Source organism: Bacteroides sp. An51A, assembly GCF_002161565.1.
GTDB classification, from domain to species: Bacteria; Bacteroidota; Bacteroidia; order Bacteroidales; family Bacteroidaceae; genus Phocaeicola; species Phocaeicola intestinalis.
Genome location: NZ_NFIC01000001.1, coordinates 899,915 through 919,987 on the forward strand (window position 1 = coordinate 899,915; position 20,073 = coordinate 919,987).

16 protein-coding genes are annotated in these 20,073 nt (G+C 39.1%); all 16 read left to right on the forward strand.

The annotated features are described in order from the left end of the window. Nucleotides 1-18: 18 nt before the first annotated feature. Nucleotides 19-1,896, forward strand: a complete 1,878-nt coding sequence (locus B5G04_RS03605) for a hypothetical protein (RefSeq protein ID WP_087248485.1) — start codon at nucleotides 19-21, stop codon at nucleotides 1,894-1,896. A 212-nt stretch (nucleotides 1,897-2,108) separates the two neighbouring features. Then, a complete protein-coding gene (locus B5G04_RS03610) occupies nucleotides 2,109-3,368 on the forward strand; it encodes a hypothetical protein (protein WP_140406877.1) in 1,260 nt (419 codons plus the stop codon). Nucleotides 3,369-3,430: 62 nt separating this feature from the next. Further along, nucleotides 3,431-4,957: a serine/threonine-protein kinase gene (locus B5G04_RS03615; protein WP_087248489.1), complete on the forward strand. Its 1,527-nt coding sequence runs from the start codon at nucleotides 3,431-3,433 to the stop codon at nucleotides 4,955-4,957. Then, a complete protein-coding gene (locus tag B5G04_RS03620; protein ID WP_087248491.1) occupies nucleotides 4,944-6,695 on the forward strand; it encodes a WG repeat-containing protein in 1,752 nt (583 codons plus the stop codon). Before B5G04_RS03615 ends, B5G04_RS03620 begins: the two co-directional genes overlap by 14 nt. A 19-nt stretch (nucleotides 6,696-6,714) precedes the next feature. After that, the gene (locus B5G04_RS03625; RefSeq protein WP_087248557.1) at nucleotides 6,715-8,958 is read left to right on the forward strand and encodes an ATP-dependent Clp protease ATP-binding subunit; all 2,244 of its coding nucleotides are present in this window, start codon (nucleotides 6,715-6,717) and stop codon (nucleotides 8,956-8,958) included. A gap of 20 nt (nucleotides 8,959-8,978) precedes the next feature. Then, the gene (locus tag B5G04_RS03630; protein WP_087248493.1) at nucleotides 8,979-9,425 is read left to right on the forward strand and encodes a hypothetical protein; all 447 of its coding nucleotides are present in this window, start codon (nucleotides 8,979-8,981) and stop codon (nucleotides 9,423-9,425) included. A gap of 222 nt (nucleotides 9,426-9,647) precedes the next feature. Then, nucleotides 9,648-11,054 carry a hypothetical protein gene (locus B5G04_RS03635; RefSeq protein WP_087248495.1) on the forward strand — a complete coding sequence of 469 codons (1,407 nt, stop codon included), beginning with the start codon at nucleotides 9,648-9,650 and terminating at the stop codon, nucleotides 11,052-11,054. 26 nt (nucleotides 11,055-11,080) lie between these two features. After that, the gene (gene tssD, locus B5G04_RS03640) at nucleotides 11,081-11,491 is read left to right on the forward strand and encodes a type VI secretion system tube protein TssD (RefSeq protein WP_087248497.1); all 411 of its coding nucleotides are present in this window, start codon (nucleotides 11,081-11,083) and stop codon (nucleotides 11,489-11,491) included. 68 nt (nucleotides 11,492-11,559) lie between these two features. Then, nucleotides 11,560-12,006, forward strand: a complete 447-nt coding sequence (gene tssD, locus B5G04_RS03645) for a type VI secretion system tube protein TssD (RefSeq protein ID WP_087248499.1) — start codon at nucleotides 11,560-11,562, stop codon at nucleotides 12,004-12,006. Between the two features lie 12 nt (nucleotides 12,007-12,018). Beyond that, complete coding sequence (locus B5G04_RS03650) at nucleotides 12,019-15,090, forward strand: phage baseplate assembly protein V (protein ID WP_087248501.1); 3,072 nt, start codon at nucleotides 12,019-12,021, stop codon at nucleotides 15,088-15,090. An 18-nt stretch (nucleotides 15,091-15,108) separates the two neighbouring features. Next, a complete protein-coding gene (locus B5G04_RS03655; protein ID WP_087248503.1) occupies nucleotides 15,109-16,452 on the forward strand; it encodes a PAAR-like protein in 1,344 nt (447 codons plus the stop codon). An 87-nt stretch (nucleotides 16,453-16,539) separates the two neighbouring features. Beyond that, nucleotides 16,540-16,773: a hypothetical protein gene (locus B5G04_RS03660; RefSeq protein ID WP_143270421.1), complete on the forward strand. Its 234-nt coding sequence runs from the start codon at nucleotides 16,540-16,542 to the stop codon at nucleotides 16,771-16,773. After that, nucleotides 16,773-17,564: a M23 family metallopeptidase gene (locus B5G04_RS03665; RefSeq protein WP_087395776.1), complete on the forward strand. Its 792-nt coding sequence runs from the start codon at nucleotides 16,773-16,775 to the stop codon at nucleotides 17,562-17,564. The genes B5G04_RS03660 and B5G04_RS03665 overlap by 1 nt, the downstream gene beginning before the upstream one ends. Before the next feature lie 63 nt (nucleotides 17,565-17,627). Continuing rightward, complete coding sequence (locus B5G04_RS20185; RefSeq protein WP_204246993.1) at nucleotides 17,628-17,990, forward strand: hypothetical protein; 363 nt, start codon at nucleotides 17,628-17,630, stop codon at nucleotides 17,988-17,990. After that, on the forward strand, nucleotides 17,984-18,319 hold the full coding sequence (gene tnpB, locus B5G04_RS03675; protein ID WP_087395778.1) for an IS66 family insertion sequence element accessory protein TnpB: 336 nt from the start codon (nucleotides 17,984-17,986) through the stop codon (nucleotides 18,317-18,319). The genes B5G04_RS20185 and tnpB overlap by 7 nt, the downstream gene beginning before the upstream one ends. A gap of 72 nt (nucleotides 18,320-18,391) precedes the next feature. Beyond that, nucleotides 18,392-20,073: IS66 family transposase (locus B5G04_RS03680; RefSeq protein WP_087395858.1), on the forward strand; the 1,682-nt coding region annotated here is incomplete at its 3' end.

Genomic DNA, 20,073 nt, shown 5'->3' on the forward strand with positions numbered 1-20,073 from the left:
TATAACATAGGAATATATATGAAAAAGATAATAGCAGGTCTTCTTGCAATAGTGGCAGTATTTGTCTCATGTACAGATCAAGAAGAAATTGAGATTAATTATAAATCAGAAATTGGTATAACTGCAGCTCACATATTTGATGACTATGAACAATTTCAGGCTGGGGATTTTGATATGAACAAAGATGGATGGAAACTTAATTTGTTAGCTTTAGTTTATAATGAAAATGGTCAGCTTGTAGATAAAGCAGAGAAGCTGTGTAATAACTTATCTGAATCTTTGAATTATGCACCATATTTGGCACTTGGTAATTATACTGTAGTTTGTATAGCTGATTTTAGAGATGGTCTCGGTGGCACTGGATACAAATTTTGGAATATAGAAAATGAATCTAATATTCAAGATTTATCGATAACAGAAAACAGCAGTTATTTTCCTGTCGTATTTGAAACTCTCGGCATAGATGTACAAAAAATCGAAATAACAAATACATCTAAGGCTATTACTGCTGATATCAAACCTGTAACAAGTTTGGTACATGTTTATATGAGCGACAAAGACTATTCTGGATGGGGTATTGATGGTTATAGTAGATTCTCTGTTTTGACCGACGGCTACTTTATTAAAGCGCTTAAAGCTAAAAATAATGTAAGATTTGAAAATGGGAATTTTTCTTTTAACTATAGTGAACAGTTATCTAATTATAATTTGGCAATATCAGAAGTACTAACGAAATGGACTGATAAAAAAGCTCCAACAAGTTATCTTTATCGTGCATTACTTCCGGAAGAAAGCAAAGGATTCAGTTTCCATATACAAAAAAGAGAATTACCCCCAGAGTATTACGATACATTTATTAAATTTTGTGGTGAGTTTGATACAGAGGGTACAAGTGAAATCTTGCCGGAAATTTCATCAAATAAGCAATATGTAGTTAATATGATTCTTGATGCGATGCAACTTGTTGTAATGGAATATCCCGCCGACTATAATCATGAAAGATACACAGAGCAGTTTGTAGCTGACTACAACAACCAGCTAATGGAGGATATGGTTAATACTAAGTATGAAAATATACTTGGAGAAAATGAAGACTATGCAAACGTGTTCTTAGATATGGAACCATATGATCACAATACATTATCTAATCTATATGTTTCTTACTATCCACGCTCAAAGGCTAATCATTATGAACAATTTGTAACAACAGCATATTTAAATCCGGATTTTAGCAGTTGTTGTCAAATTCAACTACTTCTTCCGACTTTATCAGATGAATCTTTTGATTATCTTAAAGGTCTCCTATCTGAGAAATTCCAAGCTGAAGAAGAAGGCAAATATGGTCCGAACAATTCTACATACATTGAGTTAGGAAAATCTGAAGAGGATTCAAAATTCCGTGTTGCATTAGAAAGGAGATATAATGAAGATGAAGATCAATATACTTATTTCTTGAGTTATAATCTTCGTTCAAAATTTTATCCTCAAGAAGAAAATTTGTGGATAGACTTTACCACTCTGTTTGGCTCTGATAAAAATACGGTAAGATCAGCAATGGAAGATTACGGCTGTAACTATAGCTTCTCTGACAATTCTTATTCTGCAAATGGAAGTGATTATTACTACATCGAGAATAATGATTATGCAGATATTGTAGGATTCGTATTTAATACAGATAACCAAGTCTCTGAATATTGGGTTTACTATAAACCTATTAAAATTAGTGATATCCGTGACTATTTGTCAAGGATATACACTGCGGCAGAAAATGAGAGTAATGAATTTGCGCATGTGTTCTATAATGGCAATAGAGATTTGAAAGTCGTGCTTGACACAATAAATGGTGCTGTTATTTACACTAAGTTGGATATGAAACAGCATGAAACGCCTGTCTAATCCAATCAATAAAGTCAAATGAATATTCGCAAGTTACAGAGACTATTACTACTCAAAACGAAGGTATACTTACTTTGCCCACTTAGTATATTTCCGAATGGAGTTGAAGTTATCTCCGCATGCTATTGAAGTATATATTCATTTTCAGAGGGTATGAACTTGCTTTTACGAGCATTCACATAAAATCATAATGTTGCATATAATAGATTGCTATGAAGCTTAGAAATAAATACTTCTATATGTTAATCATGTTTTATGTTAGTGCAAATGCATTTGCACAAAACATCGAACAGATTTACATGAAGAACGGCTCCATTATAAAGGGATATATTGCTGAACAAATCCCCGGAAAACAAATAACGCTTCAAACTGAAGAAGCTACTATCGTTGTAAATAGTGATTCGCTTCTGAATAGAATAACCGAAAGGATTCCATCAGAATCATTATCTCAAGAATGGAAAGAATGGGCGGAACAAAATGATAAGTACGTAAAAAGCACAAGTGGTAAATCGTTGGAATTAACGACTTTGGAGTTTAAGAATAGTACATTCCACAGGGTTTTTTTATTGGAAAAAGGTTCGTTAATTAAATTTCTAGATCTTGGGCGAAGCCAATATACATTTGCTTGGGGGGATATGTATCGCAGTGTGAAAAACAGACGACCAGAGAATCTCTTTTCAGGTGTCAAAGAAATAGTGGTACTTGATGATGGTACTGAGATTACCGGGCAAATCATAGAACAATTTCCAGGACGAAATTTGAAAATACTGACCGATGATGAAGAGGTATTGTCTTTCAAATTCAGCCAAGTGCAACAAATTCGAACGGAAAAGCTAAGTGATAAGTTGGATTTATGGTCACAAATACAGTTGCTTGACCAAATTCAGGTTAAAGAAGAACATGGTCCTTTAGTGGGTTTTATTTCCTCGAGGACTTCAGGTAAAGAACTTGTTTTCAACTTTGAAGACGGCAGCAAGCGTACGATACCACTCAATAAAATTGTATCGTATGCTAAAATTCCCAACGAGAGCTATGTAGCTGTATATGATAAAATTTTGAAAGAAGGCGAAATCCTTCTCAATGGAAAACCTGCATATTTTGTACAACTTAACCCCGTTGGCTCATATCTTGTGTTAACTTCAGTTGTATCTGCACAAGCAACGGTGGGTGATACCATTTGTGTAGAAGCCAATTTGGGAAATGTAGACAATGTAATAACTTTGGTAAAGGCTCATGTTGAAAATGTAACAGTTCCAAACGGCAAAAAGAAACGGATTGTCTCTCTGCCAGTTATCACTTATCAAGATTTGGTGCAATCACCCATTGGAATTAATCGCGAAGTTACTCCATTAAGCAACATCAAAATTACATTTCCCTTAAACGAAACCGGTGACTATGTATTATATATTCAAGGAAAAGAAGACTATATAGTGATTAATGTCATAAATAAAAACGGCAATAGTAAGAATTAAGCCATTAGGCAATTATTTTGTAGGTAGTTGATGCTTATTTAGCTAAAATTTGAAGACATATTATGGCAATAAGAAAATTGCAAGGACAGAAAGAACGTAACGAAGGTGTTTATTATGAATTCGACACGGATGCTGACATTTTAGGTGAAGGCGGAATGGGGCGTGTCTATCTTGGCAAAAGAATTGACAGCAATGGAGGTGTAACTCCAGTAGCTATCAAAGCGATGTTTGAAGGACTTCCAGATCTTGTGATTGAACGAGCCAGACGGGAAGCTTCCATACAACTGCACAATGAGAGCCTCGTCCTTATGTATGCTTTTATAGAAACCCAGGATAAAGACATGCTTGGTGCTGACGTCACTCATTATCATGTTATCAGTGAATATCTGGATGGCATAAGTTTGGCGAATTTAATTGTTGGTAATTTAGAGGATAGACACGGTGTGGTGCACCCCAGTATAGAAAAACTTTATGAAGAATACATTGATAATCGGGAGCAGAAATCCACAGAGATTATAAAGAAAGTTTTGGCAGGAGTAATGGCTTTGCATGATGTGGGCTACATCCACAGAGATATAGACCCAACGAACATCATGGTAACTACAGACGGGAAAATCAAACTCATCGATTTCGGTGTAGCCAAGCAGTTGGTTCGGCTTAATACGGCAGATAAAGGATTAACTTCTTCCGGACAATTTTTAGGAAAAGCAGGGTATGCAGCCCCCGAATTGATTCTTGGAGATATCCGGCATCAGAATTTTTCTACAGATGTATATGCGATAGGTATTCTATATTTTCAGCTATTAACAGGGCATCTACCTTTTAAAGGCACTTCTTATGATATGATGGAAGCCCAGTTACAGAAAACGATACCATTGAAAGCCATCCAATCTTATCAAATCAGAACTGTCATTAAAAAGGCCACTGCTAAAAAGCAATCGGAACGTTATACGACATCGGCTCAATTTAGAGCTGCAATTGATGCTTTTGTCTTTCCCGAGCCATGGTACAGAAACAAAACGATACTAACAAGTGGTATTGCAGTATTGGCAGCAGCCGTATGTGGGTGTATTGTTTATTGGTCATTAGCCTCTTCTGCCTCTGAACCTACTCCGGAAGAATTATACCAAAGTTATTTAACCGAACTAAACAGTTCGGAGCCAGAAAAGACATCACAAGGCTTTGACGGCATGTTGAATTTAGCGGAAAAGGGTTACATGCCTGCAATGTACCAAGTCGCTTATACGTATGTGTGGGCGCCAAAGGATAGTTTGTCTTTATTGCGCAAAAAGAATTTAGGACTTATTACAGATTCATTGGGACTTCTGATTGAAAATGCAAAGAACGAAGAAGCAATGACTTGGTTGAAAAAGGCTATTCAAGCGTCAGATTCGACCAACTATCAGGCCATGTCTTGGTTAGCGCAATATTATCTGAATGGGATGGTTGTCAATCGTGACATTGAGGTCGCAGTTAAACTGCTAAATAAGAGCAAAAATGAGGCTATAAAGAATCAAGACAAAGAGTACATAGAAAAAATAAATAAAGTCTTATCACGCATTAAAAAAATAAAGCATGAAAATGAATAAGAAAATGTTAGCTTGGGTCATAATGGCATGTTTGAGTTTATCTGTGCAAGCACAAATAGCCAAGTGGTTGGTACGCCCTAATTATGACTTTATAGAAATGATGGATTATGGTTTATTGAAAGTTGCTTCAAATGGTAAAATCGGCTTGTTGAATAAAGAAGGGAAGGAGATTCTTCCATTGGAATTTGACAGCATTACTGCATTTAAAGAAGAAAGGGCTTTGCTTTTCAAGTACGGGAAACTGTATGGTATAACAGATCCTTATGGGCAGATCTTTTCTATAGAAGGAAAAGAATATAAATTACCTGACGGAGTAAACCGTTTTTATTCTGGGTTGTTGTTGGTTAGGCAGAACAATCAATATTTCTATCTCAATACTGAAGGCATACAAGTTTTCGGTCCGTTTGCTGAAGCGTATCCATTTTTTGATGGTCATGCTTTGGTGAAGTCTTACGCAGATTATCCTAAGAATCCGAATGAGACATATTGTGATTTTATCAATACAGAAGGTATTCCTTTTGTATTGCAAGATGAAGATAAAAAAGATATTAGTTTTATGTCTTCATTTCATAATGGAAGGGCAATCATAGCAATTAAAAAGAAATTCTATACCATCGATTCAGAAACCTACGAACTGACTCCTATTTCGATAGATAGCACATTCAACAAAAAATCATTGGTTGTTTCTCCTGCAAAAGAAATTCCAATAATAAAAGGAGACGAGGGTTATTTAGTTGGTGCAAAGAACGGCAAGTTCATTTTTGATCAATTTATGCGATTAAAATATATGGAGCTTTTGGGAAACGAGCCGGTAATCAGTGAATTTCCACTGGAGTCAGAGCGTACTTATACGAGTGTATTTAAAAAGTTATCCAAGGATAACCGTTATGGGCTGGTTTTTAAAGGGAAAGAGCTTCTTCCTCCTCAATTTGACGAGATTCTTCATTTGGAGGATGATTTGGCTATAGTGAAGTCTGACGGCAAATGTGGGGTGATAACCGTAGACTCGGATAACAATTTCTTGTTTAAGTTGAATAACAATGAAAACATTGGTTTTAATCATCAATATTATGATGCTAAGCTGACAACTTTGATGCCTCCTTATATTAAATGCACATCAGCAACAGTGGCAAGCCATTCAGAGGATTGTGAAATACAAATAGAATCCCGTACGGAAAATGAAAATGTCGAAGGGAATACATTGACCTATAATTGCCGTTTATCTATACCCAAAGATTTGACCGATACATTGACTGCACACGATTATTTTTATTCGTTACGTTACGATGGACTACTTTCTGTACCTCATAAAGTCACGATATCTGAGTGGTATGTAAAATACTACGAAGTGAATTTATCCAATACCAATTTCTCTATATCTTCAGCCAATGATACAATTTCAGTTGAATTTGATCTGATAAAAACTGATGTAGCAAGAAATGATGAAAGCAATTATTTCAAGAATGTGGAAGTTGTCGCTTCAAATTTTTCGGAGCAGCCTATCTTGAATAAAATAACAGAAAACCATTATATCTTTCAGTTGTTTGGCATAGACCAAGAACGTATCAATTTCTCTGTTCGGATTACGGAAATTGGTTGTCCAACCATTGAGTATCCATTTGAAATGGTATTTGTTAAGCCAAAGCCACGAGAGAGGAACAAAAAAACAACAGTGACTATCACTCCTATACAAAAGAAAACGACTCCGGTTGCAAAGGAAATTATTTTGCTGGATTAATGAATTAATGAATACAAATATGTTGAATAACTTTAGTGATAGTACCTTAGAAGTCTTCCAAATTGCGGAAGCCTACGCTAAGGAAAACATGAATGCGGCAATAGAACCGGCTCATATCCTGAAGGCATTGCTTCATAAAGATGTGGGGTTAGTCTCATTCATTGAAAAAAGCTTGAATGCGGATTACTACTATATTCTTGATTGGGCAGACATGCGGATTAAGATGTCCAAAAAGAATTATGATTCTTCTCCGCAAAAGGGTCTTTCTCCACTTTCAAAAGCTGTCGTTAATGAGGCTGACAGTGTCCGAGTGGCATTGAAAAAAGAATCTATTGATCCGGTTTCATTACTGATAGCTATTGTAACTCCTGGGGTTGGTTTCACATTTGAACAACTTAAGACACTTCCGCTTCAGAAAGAAGATATTATGGCTGTTTGCGGAAACTTTGGAGAGGGTCAAACAAACGCAGCGAACAATTCTACAACTCGAACTAAAAACAATGGAAATAAGAATGTAGCAACATATTGCATTTGGAAAAACCAAGAACAGATAGAAGGAAAGCTTCCTGAAGCTGTAGGTTTTGAAAAAGAACTGAATGAAATATTCGGCATTCTCGGAAGAAAAACAAAAGCCAATATTCTTATCACAGGAGAATCCGGTGTGGGCAAAACCACCCTAATCCACGCACTTGTACAAGCTATAGTAGCAGGAAGAGTACCTACCTTTCTTCAGAATGCACAAGTTTACGAACTTGATACAATCGCTCTATCTATCGGGGTTTCTTATAAGAGCGAGATTGAAAGCCGAATGAAAAAAATCTTGGATGAATTGTCTGATATGGATAATGCCATCCTAGTCATCGAATCGTTCGACCAATTAATGGACAAGCAAGGAGCGTTGAATGGAACCATAAACTTACTGAAAGCTTCGTTAAATCAAGGATTGCTGTGTGTCTGCACTTCTTCTATCGAGGGATTTACAAAAAATATAGAAACAGATAAAGAGATTACCGGAAAGTTTGAGCGGATTATCCTAGAAGAACCATCTATCGAAAGTACTGAAATCATACTTCAGACTGTAATAAAGTCATTTGAAGAATTCCACAAGTTAAAGGCTTCTGATGATTTATTGATAAATGCCATTCGACTTGCCAAAAGATACTTCAGCGAGAAACACTTGCCTGAATCGGCAATTGACTTGATCGACCGTACCATGGCTTTATTGAAAATAAAAAATGATTTACATCCCAATGAACGGAAAGAAATCGTAGGTGTAGAACATTTGAAAGAAGTCGTATCTCAGAAAACCGGTATACCCTTAGGCGATGTGCAAGCTGCCGAACGCGAGCGGCTTGTCAATGCTGAGGAAATTTTAAAGAAGCGTGTAGTCGGACAGGATCATGCCATTAAAGCCGTATTGGATTCTATCTATGAATCCCGTTCCGGTTTGAATAAGAAAGGGCAGCCTATTGGTAGTTTCTTTTTCTTAGGACCGACGGGTACAGGGAAGACTGAGTTAGCAAAATCGTTGGCGGAATTTCTCTTTCAAGATGAAACCGCAATTTTGCGTTTCGATATGTCTGAATACAAAGAGGAACATTCAGTAGCGTTACTTTATGGGGCACCTCCGGGTTATGTCGGTTATGAGGAAGGTGGTCTTTTAGTGAATCAAATCCGACAAAAGCCCTATTCGATAGTTTTGTTTGATGAGATAGAAAAGGCACATCGTTCCGTATTTGATTTGTTTTTGCAAATTTTAGATGAGGGGAAATTGCATGACAGATTGGGAAGAGTTGGCGATTTTTCCAATGCTTTGATCATATTTACATCTAATATTGGGAGCCAGTATATTTTTGAACAATTTGAAAAAGGTTTAGTACCGACCCATAATGATATGCTTGAAGTAATGCAGGGATATTTCCGTCCTGAATTTTTAGCTCGTCTAACAGAAATAGTTCCCTTTGCGCCTATCAACGAAAAGATTGTGACTGTGATATTCAACATTCATTTAAAAGGATTATTGAAAACATTAAGTGAGCAGAATATCACTCTTCAGGTAGACGAAAAAGCAATTCATAAGATTGCTATAAATGGATTTAATGCTCAATATGGAGCAAGACCGATTCTAGGCATTCTTCGTAAAGACATCCGTCGTCCCTTGTCGAAAATGATTATTTCCGGCGAACTGCGAGAGGGTGATCATGTTACACTTGCTTTGGACGAAAGGAATGAATTGAAATGGGAAATTATACATCATGAATAATTATTTAAACATGCAATAATATGGCAAAGAAAACCGTAATTTCAAAAGTCCTCGATGCGGAGGCGGTAGATGGGATTATTGAGTTTCCTCAAAACAAGACCCTCTATGTGGATCAGTTTACTGATATGGCACCTGTTAAACCGGGTGATGTGTTCCAGCCGGAAACAATGGAAGATGTGTTTAACCATTACCAACCGGAAAAACGCAATGTGCAAATGTTGGATTTGGAAGGACGTCCGGTTAAAGAAAACTTCAAGTTTAATGCCCTTAAAGATTTTGATGACAAGGAACTTATCAAACAAAGCGCTTATCTAAGTCAGCAAAAAGCGACAATTGATTCTTTTAAAACTATTGAACAACAAATGATTAAAAATAAAGTGCTTAGACGTGCTTTTGAGAACGAGGAGAGCAGAAAGCACCTTATTACTGCTTTGCAGTCTTTGTTGGCTGAACTGGAAAAGAATTAATTATACTATGGCAGTATGGATTTGTGTGTTTTGTCCCAATCCCCCTCAAACGAACATAAGTGATAGACCAGACTTACTTATGTGAAACGTCCGAGTTACTTATGTGAAACACCCAAGTCACTTATGTTCATCAAAATGCATGCTTGAGTCATCACATGGTTTACAATATGCACATTTTAATGCCGCTTAAAATAAAAGTCTAACTCAATAAATTCAAATAATATGCCAGAAGAATTAAAATTACAGCCTCAAGCAGCCAATACCATAACAACAGCAGAAAGTGCTTATTTGGATGAGGTGAAGAAAATTGAAAATCCGGCTGAACGTCTGAAAGAAAGCTTGGAAGGACTGGAAGATTATGGAGATTTCGACCTTTTGGAGACAATGGCTGACGGACTTGAGAATATGAATCCGGAAAGCAGGGCCGCTAAAAAGATATTTTTGCAAGACAGTGAATTCGCAGAGCAACGTAAACGTCTTAAAACAGACTTGCTTATGTGGTTGAGTATCTTGGATAGCGATGCAACCACAGCTTCAGAAGCAGTGGACAAATGTCAGGAGGCTGCCAAAGCCGCAGAGAAGAATCTTCTTCAAAATTTAGGGAGCGTGCATGAGCAGACACGTAAACTGGAGATTGCATACCGTTCGCTTGGAGAGTTTTTTGCTAATTCCGGCCAATCCAAATTGAAATGTTTAAACCTTATCAATGTAGATAAAGAAGATTTAGGAGATCCAGATGGTCGTGTATTTGCAGCTGTCCGCGATGAGCTAAATAGAAGTTTTGACCGGTTATCCCTCAAGGAAAATTATTCCTTGTTAGTCAGTCCCGGTTATCTTGGAAGTAAACAGATTGTAAATATGTGGGGACAAATGGCATACCGCAACAAAGTAATGTTGGTTACAGACTATGCAGATTCTCCTACATTGAAACTGCTTAATAAAGGATTGGACAAAGCAAACTTAAGTGACACCGATGCATACTTGGCCAACGTCATTATGGCTTGTAATTACATCCTTGGACGTAAGAAATCAGATGAGGCAAATGATGAAGAAGAAGATTTGTTCTTGCCGCCTTCTGCAGCAATTGCCGGGCGCATGAGCAATACGGATGAAACCCCTATTTCACAAGGTATCGCCGGGAAAAAGTATGGCACAATAGACATGGCAAAAGGGACACGTCTCGATTTGTTAAAATCTGAATTGACTGCTTTAATAGACAAAGGAGTAGTTCCTATGACGTTTGAAGAGAACCGTGTAATGGCTTTTTCAAACCGTTCTCTTTATAATGGTGCTACTATTGGTTTGCAGGAATATCCGATTGTACGGGTTTTCGATTGGATAGGCAAAGTGTTTTCTAATTTCTTTAATGACGAGGCTTTTAAAAATTGGAACGGTAAATTGGCACAAGAAATCCGTGAGCAGGTTATTGATTTCTTGGAAGATTACAAGGGACCTGGCAAACTTATAGAAGGGTACTCGAATCCCAAAATCGTTCGTAACGAGAAAACAAAAGATATTGAAATTGAGATTGAGTTAAAACCATTCTTTGCAGCTAAGAATTTCTACATTAAGTTGACCGGACATAATGGGGATAATGGCGTAACAGAATGGACAAATGAAATCAAATAATTTATTCACTTAAAAAAATTAAAATCATGGCAGCACCTAGAACAGCGCAGCTAAAGGTTGACGGATGCGAAGATCGCGAAGTCACTTATGTACAGTATCAGTTCAATCAACAGATTGACGTGGAAGGACAACCTACAGGTACAACCCGTGGTGGAGTAATCAACTTGAAGGTTAAATCAACAGATGCCGGTAATACAGACTTATTGGAGTGGACATGTGACTCTTACGGTTCAAAGAATGGCACCATCACATGGCCTAACAAACTTGGCGGTATCATGAAAACTCTTTCTTTCATTGACGCTTATTGCGTAAGTTATGAAGAAGTATATGATGATACCAACACAGATCGCATGTATGAGTCTATTACTATTACTTGCCGTCAGCTCACAGTGACGGGTAAGGGTAGCGTAGAATACGATAATCACTGGGCTCTTTAACTAATTTAAAATTAAAACACGCGACTGCCTGCGTTGCAGGCGGTCGCATTCCTTAACTCAACGAACGCATGGCATTTAAGGCGACTTTGATAATGGACCAGCAAAAAACTTCGGCTGCAGAGGTCGAAGCTTATAATGGGAAAAAATATGAATTGGTAGAATGTGAGTATGAATTTTACCAATCGCTAGACGAAAGCAGCAAACCTGCATCCAGGCCGCAAAGCGGATTGATAAAATTTGTTATGCCCGCCCAAGGGGACGATGATTTGTTTTTTTACAATTGGATGTTCAACCGCGCGGAGACACATGACGGGACGATTGAAATGCTGCTGTCGACTGACGACAATCAAAAAAAATACCTCCACCTCTTTTTTGAAGATGCCTACTTGGTGAACATGTACCAGTATTTTAACAACAGCAATAGTCTGTTGGTGCGGACAAAAATCACACTTAGCGCAAGGAAATTCACTTTCGGCGGTTCGGCCAACTTTGAAAATGATTGGATAACCCGATAACAATTGTTCCTTATGAATAACCCCTACCCCATTTATCCTCAGGCCATAGGGCGGTTTAAGTCAAAGTATGAGGCACTTCATGAGATAAATGAAGTGCAGAGGGCTAACTACAAATCGCTGGAAGAGCTGGAAAATGCCAGTAAAAAACTGGAAGAGCTGGATACCCGATTAGCCGCTGCCGAAGCGGAAATCGATGATAAGCTTATCAAGACTTCCGATGATTTGATGAAGTTGGATGACATAAGCAAAATCGACAAGGAACTTGATGAGGCCAAGAAAGACATTCAAGACAGGATAGCGGATAAAAAAGCTGAGCCAGTGGATCCTGAACGTGAGAAAAGGCGACAAGAACTGGAAGAAGAGCTGAGGCAGCTTAACGAACAGAAAAAGCAACTGGACAATGTAAATAAAGAAAAACAGCAGCTTGACGCTTCTGTAGCCCAAGGAGTGGGAAATTTCGATAACTTGTCCGATACCCTTTCTGGAAAGGTATCGCCCCAAGATATGGCCAATGCTGCCGCACAAATGGACAAAGGCTATGATGAGGCTATAAGCGATTTATCCTCAATTGTTACAGGTGACAGTTCTACGGAATATATTGAGGCTTGGGCTCGATATCAATTTGGAGACCAACTTTATGACGCAGCGTCTGCTATCAAGAATGGAGCCTCGGACGCAATAAGCGGCGTGAATGAGTTCATGCAATTGGGAGATGTCTTCGGTGGAAGTTGGCGCGACCCTTCGACCGCTGCCAAGAAGATAGAAACAGGACTGAAGAACATAAACAATGCCGTTAACAAGGTCAATGCTATCACCAATAATCTATTTTCGGCCGTAACAGGCAGAGACAGCGTAATTCTTGGAAAGTTAGACAACCTGAACAACATGGGCGTTAACTCGTTAGGCTCGTTGGCGGGTGCGGCATCGATAGGCATAGGCAGCTTTAATGCATTTAAAGAGGGAAATATATCGGCGGGAATCAGTGGGGTAAAAGACACTATTAATTCCATCCGCGGAACATACTTGGACTTTAGAAGCAAAGACATAAAAAACAAGATAGAGGAGAACGAGTTAGGAAGATATGAACCCAATCCTGACCCAACTGAAAATACCGATGGCAACGGCAGCCAAGCTAAAAACACGGGAAAGGAAGAGGGTAAGGACGAAAAAACTCAGACGGGACAATCTGATCCAAACGAGCAAAAGAATAGCTCGGAAAAGAAATCTGGTACCCAAACACAGACACAGGGTGGAAACTACAGCGCAGACATGATTCACGAAATCGAGGTGGTTTTAGAAGGCTGTCCATCTTCACAAAATTCGTGTTGCGTCATTAATGGTGAAAATTATGTGTTGAACGGTTATTCCCTTTCTCAAGAATTACTGCGACCGATGTTGTTAAGCTTTTCTTTGGAAAAAGAAGACAAAACAGAAACACAACAGGATGTGGTGTTTGCTAATATCACGCAGTTGATTGGGAAATCATTGGAAATAAATGTTTCAACGATAAAGGCCAGCCAGGACGATGAAGAAGCCAATCCTCAAGTAGCTTTCGTATTTAAAGGAATGATTATAGATGTGTCTGCTTCAAGAGCGACAGCAAGTGCCCAATCAGCAAGTATCACTGTAGCCACATGGGATGCCTTGCTCCAAAATGTCCCACATTGTCGTTCTTTTGAAAATATGACATTGAAAGAAATAATAGATACTGTCCTTGAACCATACCGCGACATAAAATCAATTGTGTCACCAAGGTTTAAGGATAAGATACCCTATATTGTACAATACGACCAAAGTGACTACGCTTTCATTAGCATGTTGGCAATGCGTTTCGGAGAATGGATGTATAATACAGGAGATACATTTGTTTTTGGTGAATTGGATATAGAAGATTCATCGGCTGCAAATTTGGAATATCCGGGAGGAAGCTTGATGTCATACAGCCTGCATCAAAATGTGACTTCATTTTCATTCAGTCATTTACTTCCGGATTATTATCAGTATGGAAAGGGTAAGGACATTCTAAAAACGTCAGCACAAGGTATGGCCGATGGAACAGTGAATGATTGGACTGACAAAGCATACAATGCTTCAATACAAAGATTTCAAGACGAACAAACCGTGGCATTGAAAGCTGGCGGATTTGACAGTGGAAAGGAAGACGAAGGAGCCGATGCTATATTAGATTATTCCCTGAAAGTAGAAGCAGAAGGGAAGAAAACGGGTATTATGACCGTTCAAGGATTTTCTAAACTGGCTATGCTAAAAATCGGACAGACATTTCTAATTCGTGACAATGTCCAAAATAAATCTGGAGAAAGCAAAGATGTGGAACAGAAATCATTAAAGGTCATAGGCATTAACCACTCGTTTGATTATAGGCAGGAATATTCCAATAGTTTTATGGCCATACCTGTGGCATGTGACTACCCTTCCTATTCTGATGCTGATGTGTTTGCGTCGGCTCCCCAGCAAAGAGCAAAAGTTGTCGAGAATAAAGATGAACAGATGTTAGGCCGTGTGCGGGTACAGTTCCCATGGCAGGAAATACAAGACAAGGACATGAAAACACCTTGGTTGCGTATAGCCGTTCCTTATGCTGGTCAGAGCAAAGGACAACAATTCGTGCCAGAGATAGGTGAAGAGGTTATGGTCGGGTTCGAAATGAACAATGCTGAACGCCCATATATCATCGGTTCATTTTATAACGGTGGGACAGGAAAGCCTGATGAGGCATGGGCTGTGTCGCAAGAAAAAGATGGGACAAGTAATAATGTAAAAGCTATCAGGACTCGTAATGGACATACGATTCTGTTTAACGATAAAGGTGAAGCGGGTTTAATCGAAATCTATGACAATAAAAACAATACTTATCACATAACACTGTCTGCCGATGACAAGAAAATAACCATCTATTCTGCTGGAGAGGTAGAAGTTGTTGCAGATACAGATGTAAACATCAATGCCAAAGGGAATATAGGAATTAATGCAGACGGGAATATCGGGATAAAATCTAAAGGGAATATTTCAATGGAAGCAGAAAGAGAAGTGTCTATACAAGCTTCGAAAGTCAAAGTACGCTAACATCCAACAGGGCTGATTATGAAATATGTTTGTACAGGGGCAACGCTGAGATGCACGATGGGAACATCGTGTCCCAAATTGAAAGCAACGCCTAAAAATGTTTCTTTAACTGGAAAAGATCAAGCCAATATAGCGGATTATGTATCCATAAAAAATATCCCAAGTTTTGGTAGATGCCGTTCATTGGGTTATCCCCCAACTGCATCTGCAACAGCCGCTAATCATGGCAAGCTTACTCCCATGCCTTGCGTACCGGGGACATGTCCTAAATGGCAGGCTATAGATAAAGACAGCCTGATATGTGGAGAACCGGCTTTATTGGAGCCTGCGACTTTAAGGTGCATGTATGGGGGAACAATTTCGATTGTAAATCCGGGGCAAAGTTTAGAAATAAAGGTACGTGGTGTATCTTTCTCACAAAGGAGTGAAACACAGCAGGAAAAAGCGATGCAAGAAATTCCGGAAGAACTTCTTCAAGAGTTTAATGCGCTTGATAGAGAAAGATTATCGCAACAGTCAGTTCTAGATGGTGTACAGATGGCATTGGATGTTGCTGGGATGACACCGGGCGTTGGAGCTATCCCGGATTTGATGAATGCCGCTATTTCGGCATTGAGAGGTGATTGGGTTGGTGCAGGATTATCCATCATAGCAGCCGTACCTTTGATTGGTGATGTCGTTGGCGGAGCTAAAATTGCGTATAGGGGGGCAAAAACAGCGAGGGTATTGCAAAAGACAGGAGTAATGCAGAAGATTAGTAAAGCAGCTAAAGAAACTGACAAATATAAGCGGCATGCCCAATTAGCTCAGGCTTCTAAAGAATTTAAATATATAGACATCACACCACAGAAATTAAAACAATTAGGAATTTCTGACTCGGATTCTGATTTCTTTATGAAGAAGGTGCGTTACTATAGAAGAGATGAAATCTCTAAGCTATATGATGGTTCGGATGTTGACATGTTTGAAAGAGAATCTCATTTGAACTGTGTTGATGTGTCATCACCTATCATAGAAAAAGGAATCGCACAGAAAGGAGATAGATATTATATGTTCAGAAAAGTTAACGAACATGGAACTATCATAGATGCACCGGGTAATTATGGAATAAGAGAAATCGACTCTTCAAACACAACACCTGGACGTGTTGGCATCGCCGATGGAGGTAAGTTGGAAACTTCAGAGGGAAAAGAAATTCCATTTAAAAGAGAAATGTACTCTGTTGAAATAACAGAAAACACACCTTATGTTGTTACAAAAGCAAGAAAAACAACGGACTCATGGAGTGATCGTAAAAATCCGGTAAAAGTACCGGGCGGCGGTACGCAAGTGTTCTTTGTTAAGAAATCGAACATTAAATAAAATATCATTCAAATCATGTACAAGCGATTTTCTGAAATGCCGACAAAGTTCACTTATAGCCAAGTCGTAAAAGACACTATAACTTATGTGAAAGAAATATCAGATAGTAATGATGACCCTATTTATCCTTATATATTAAATCAATTAAAAGACATTTACAGAGAAGTGATAACAAATAATTCGATACATGAACCTGAGGATATTTATGACAGATATGATATTGGAGCAATAGGTGTCCGATACTTTGATGAAAATGATGAAATGCATGAACGGTTATGCGATATATTTTATGGGGCTGTCCACTATAAAGAGTTGAAGTGATGCTGGCTATAAATACAAATCTTTTAAGAATCTTATTGTATTCCATATTCATTTTGTATGGGTCGAGTGCTTTTGCGCAATCAAATGATAATTTCAAAAAACTGCAAGAAATATCGTTTGACCAGATATTCCAAGAGAAGCAAAAGTCCAAATCAAACTCAAAGCCTCAACAGCAGGAAGAACAAATTGAATTAAGTATAAATGATTCCATTTTCAAACTTTTTGATGTGGACATTGATTTGACTTTAGGCGAGATTTCTTTTGATACTTCATGGGGAGACCCTGTCGCCAATCCCCAAATAAGAGCCAATAAGGCAAGCAATCTATTTGGTCCGGTAAGACATAATGCAGATGGCAGTGTGCGTTGGCATCGAGGATTTGATTATTATGCACCTCAAGGAACACCTGTTTATGCAGTGGGAGATGGCGTTGTATCATTGATTCAGAATCATCCTGATTATGGACATTGTGTTTTGATTACCCACAAAAGGCCTAAACGAATTTATTATTCTTTTTATGCCCACTTGAGTACAGTTTCTGTAAAATATGGCGAGAAAGTACGAAAAGGCACTGTATTGGGTAAAAGCGGTATTACAGGGAATGCTTATAATTTGTCTGGCGAGGATGAGCACCTGCATTTTGAGTACCGTACAAGTCCTAAGCATGGCGATAGAAAACAAGAGAATCCCAATGCAATTGTCAAAACCAAGTTCTATAGCGCAGATCCGAAGAACAAATGGCAGGCAAACGTAAAAGTTAAGAAGAAAGAAAGTTTTAGTTTGTTTTGGTAAGCAGTCAAAAAATGGCTATTGATTGAAATGGGTAACTTCGCTGCCAACCAAATTTATAGAATTATGTATAGCAGTGAAGATCTTGAAAGGTTTTACTTTCAGTACCAGACGGAGGCGTTACCCCGTGGAGAATCTCTCCAATCGTTTTGTGTCAAGAACAAAGTCCCTTATAACATTTTCCAGAAATGGTTTAAGGATACCCGCAAAAAAGTAGTTGAGATTCAGGTTGACGGTGCTCCTGAGATTACCCATGAAGAAAAGACTAAAATTGGTGACCGGCCTAAACCTGTATCAAGAAGCGGTAATGACAATCCCGTCCGCATATGGATAGACATCCGTATCAGTAATGGATTGCACTTGTCCCAAAAGAATTTAAGCTATCAGGATTTAGTCCGGATGATAGAGAAGCTGGAGGGTCTATGCTGAGTGTTACCGGCCTGAATCATTTTTATTATGTGCGTGACTTTACCGACATGCGTTGTAAGCACAGCCGTGTGTTGTCCATCATCCGTGAACGGCTTCACCGGGAACCCTGTGACGGGGATGTCTTCATTGTCATGTCGCGAAACCGAAGGATAGTCCGTATGTTTTCATTTGACAATCATTCATACAGCCTGTTCGAAAAGAAGTTTGTCGCGGGCTACCAGTTCATGAAAGTGGAGCGGAACGGGGCGGATACCATTTATCGGATTGACTGGAAAGATGTGGTCCTGATACTGGAAAACCCTATAGTTAAAACATTAAAAATCAGATAATTAATATGTCTATTTGCTTGCGTTTTTGCGATTATTTTAGTACCTTTATATCTGTAAATCAAAGGTTTAAACATGATCGAACTGCAACATATAATAGACTCAAAAAGGGAATTGTTGAGTAGGGAAACCTACTCACGGAACCCTATAAATTATAGTGAAGGTATGGCAGACGATCAAAAAGACCGGTACATACAATACCTTGCTGAGCAGAATCAGGACCTCAGGTTGACAAATGACGCCATGAAGCTTGTCTTGGAGGATTTTATGGTTCAGATGAAGGAGCTGAAGGATCAGGTGTCCTCCATGCAATCGAAACAGTCCGATTTGGAAAACCGGTTATCGGAAGAGCGCAAGCTTCGCAAATCGGCTGAACGTAAGGCAAAGTCCCTTCAGGAAAAACTTGATTTTGCCAACCAGGAACGTTTTGGTGACAGGCGTCAACGGATAAACCCTAAAGCTAAACAGAACGCTTCTGACCGGCAAAAGGAAAAAGATGATTATGACGGTACGGACGATACGCTCCGTACGGACTCTGTAGACAATAACGAATCCCGGAATGAGCCGGCCCTTCCCAGAAAGGAACGTGACCTGGGCAATCGTCCCGACGGGTATAAAACGATGGGAGTGTCCGGAGAAGTGGTAGAGCATCCGTCAGATCTGACAAAGGTTCCCGGACGTATCATTGAAAGAAGGATGGTACGTGTATTCAGTTTCCGTACCTTCCTTACGGAAGAATGTTTTGAGATGGTCCATTATGCAGAGCCTGGCAAAAAGCCGAAGTGGGGTTATTTCCCCTCTGAAGGCCATCCGGAGGTGGTAACTAAGTTTGAGGGGACTAAAGCCACTCCTGAATTTCTGCAGGCCATCGCCTATGAAGTTTATGTAAAGAATGTGACCTTCGGCCTTCTGCACCAATGGCTGACGGATATGGGAATGACCATTTCTAAAAACACCTTACGCAACTGGCTTAAGAAAGGCAAGAAATACCTTGATGAACTGGTTCGTGTATTGAAGTCCGTTGCCTTGGAAAAGGACTCGGTTGTGAACTGCGATGAGACCTGGTGCAAGGTTCGCAAATATGACCGTTATAAGAAGTGTTATATCTGGGTATTGGTCAACAAGGCTCAGAAAACAGCCATTTTCTTCTATGAGGATGGCTCCCGCGGCCGTGAGGTGCTTACGGATTTTCTGGGTGATGCGGAATTGAAGAGTATCATGTCCGACGGCTACAATGCTTATGTTTTTATCGGTGATGAGTTGAAATCGGCTCAGTTTAAGGATACTATCCATCAGGTTTGTATGTCCCATGCGAATAATAAGTTCGTTAAAGCCGGTAATCAAGGAGGCGAACCGCTGGCCGAACGTTTTTCAAAGCTTTTAAAGTGGTTCTTTTCTAAAGAACATATTTATGATGAAGCCGGTCTTACTCCGGAAGAGAGACTGCGGGAAAGGCAAAGCCTGGAAACGAAGGAACACCTGATAGAATTGCGCAGCCTGTTGGAGAGTGAACTGTCGAAGAATTCAGAATTTAGAAGCCAGTATTATACAGAAGCTCTTAATTACTTGAAGAAGTTTTGGAAGGAACTATTTGCTTTTCTGGACGATGGGGATCTTCCGATAGACAACAATCTGGCAGAACGGACCATCCGGAAGCTGACTACCCAACGCAACAATTCACTTCATTACGGTAGTGATGCAGGCGCTGAGATGGCTGCGACTTACCATAGTGTAATAGGAACGGTAAAGCTTCATGG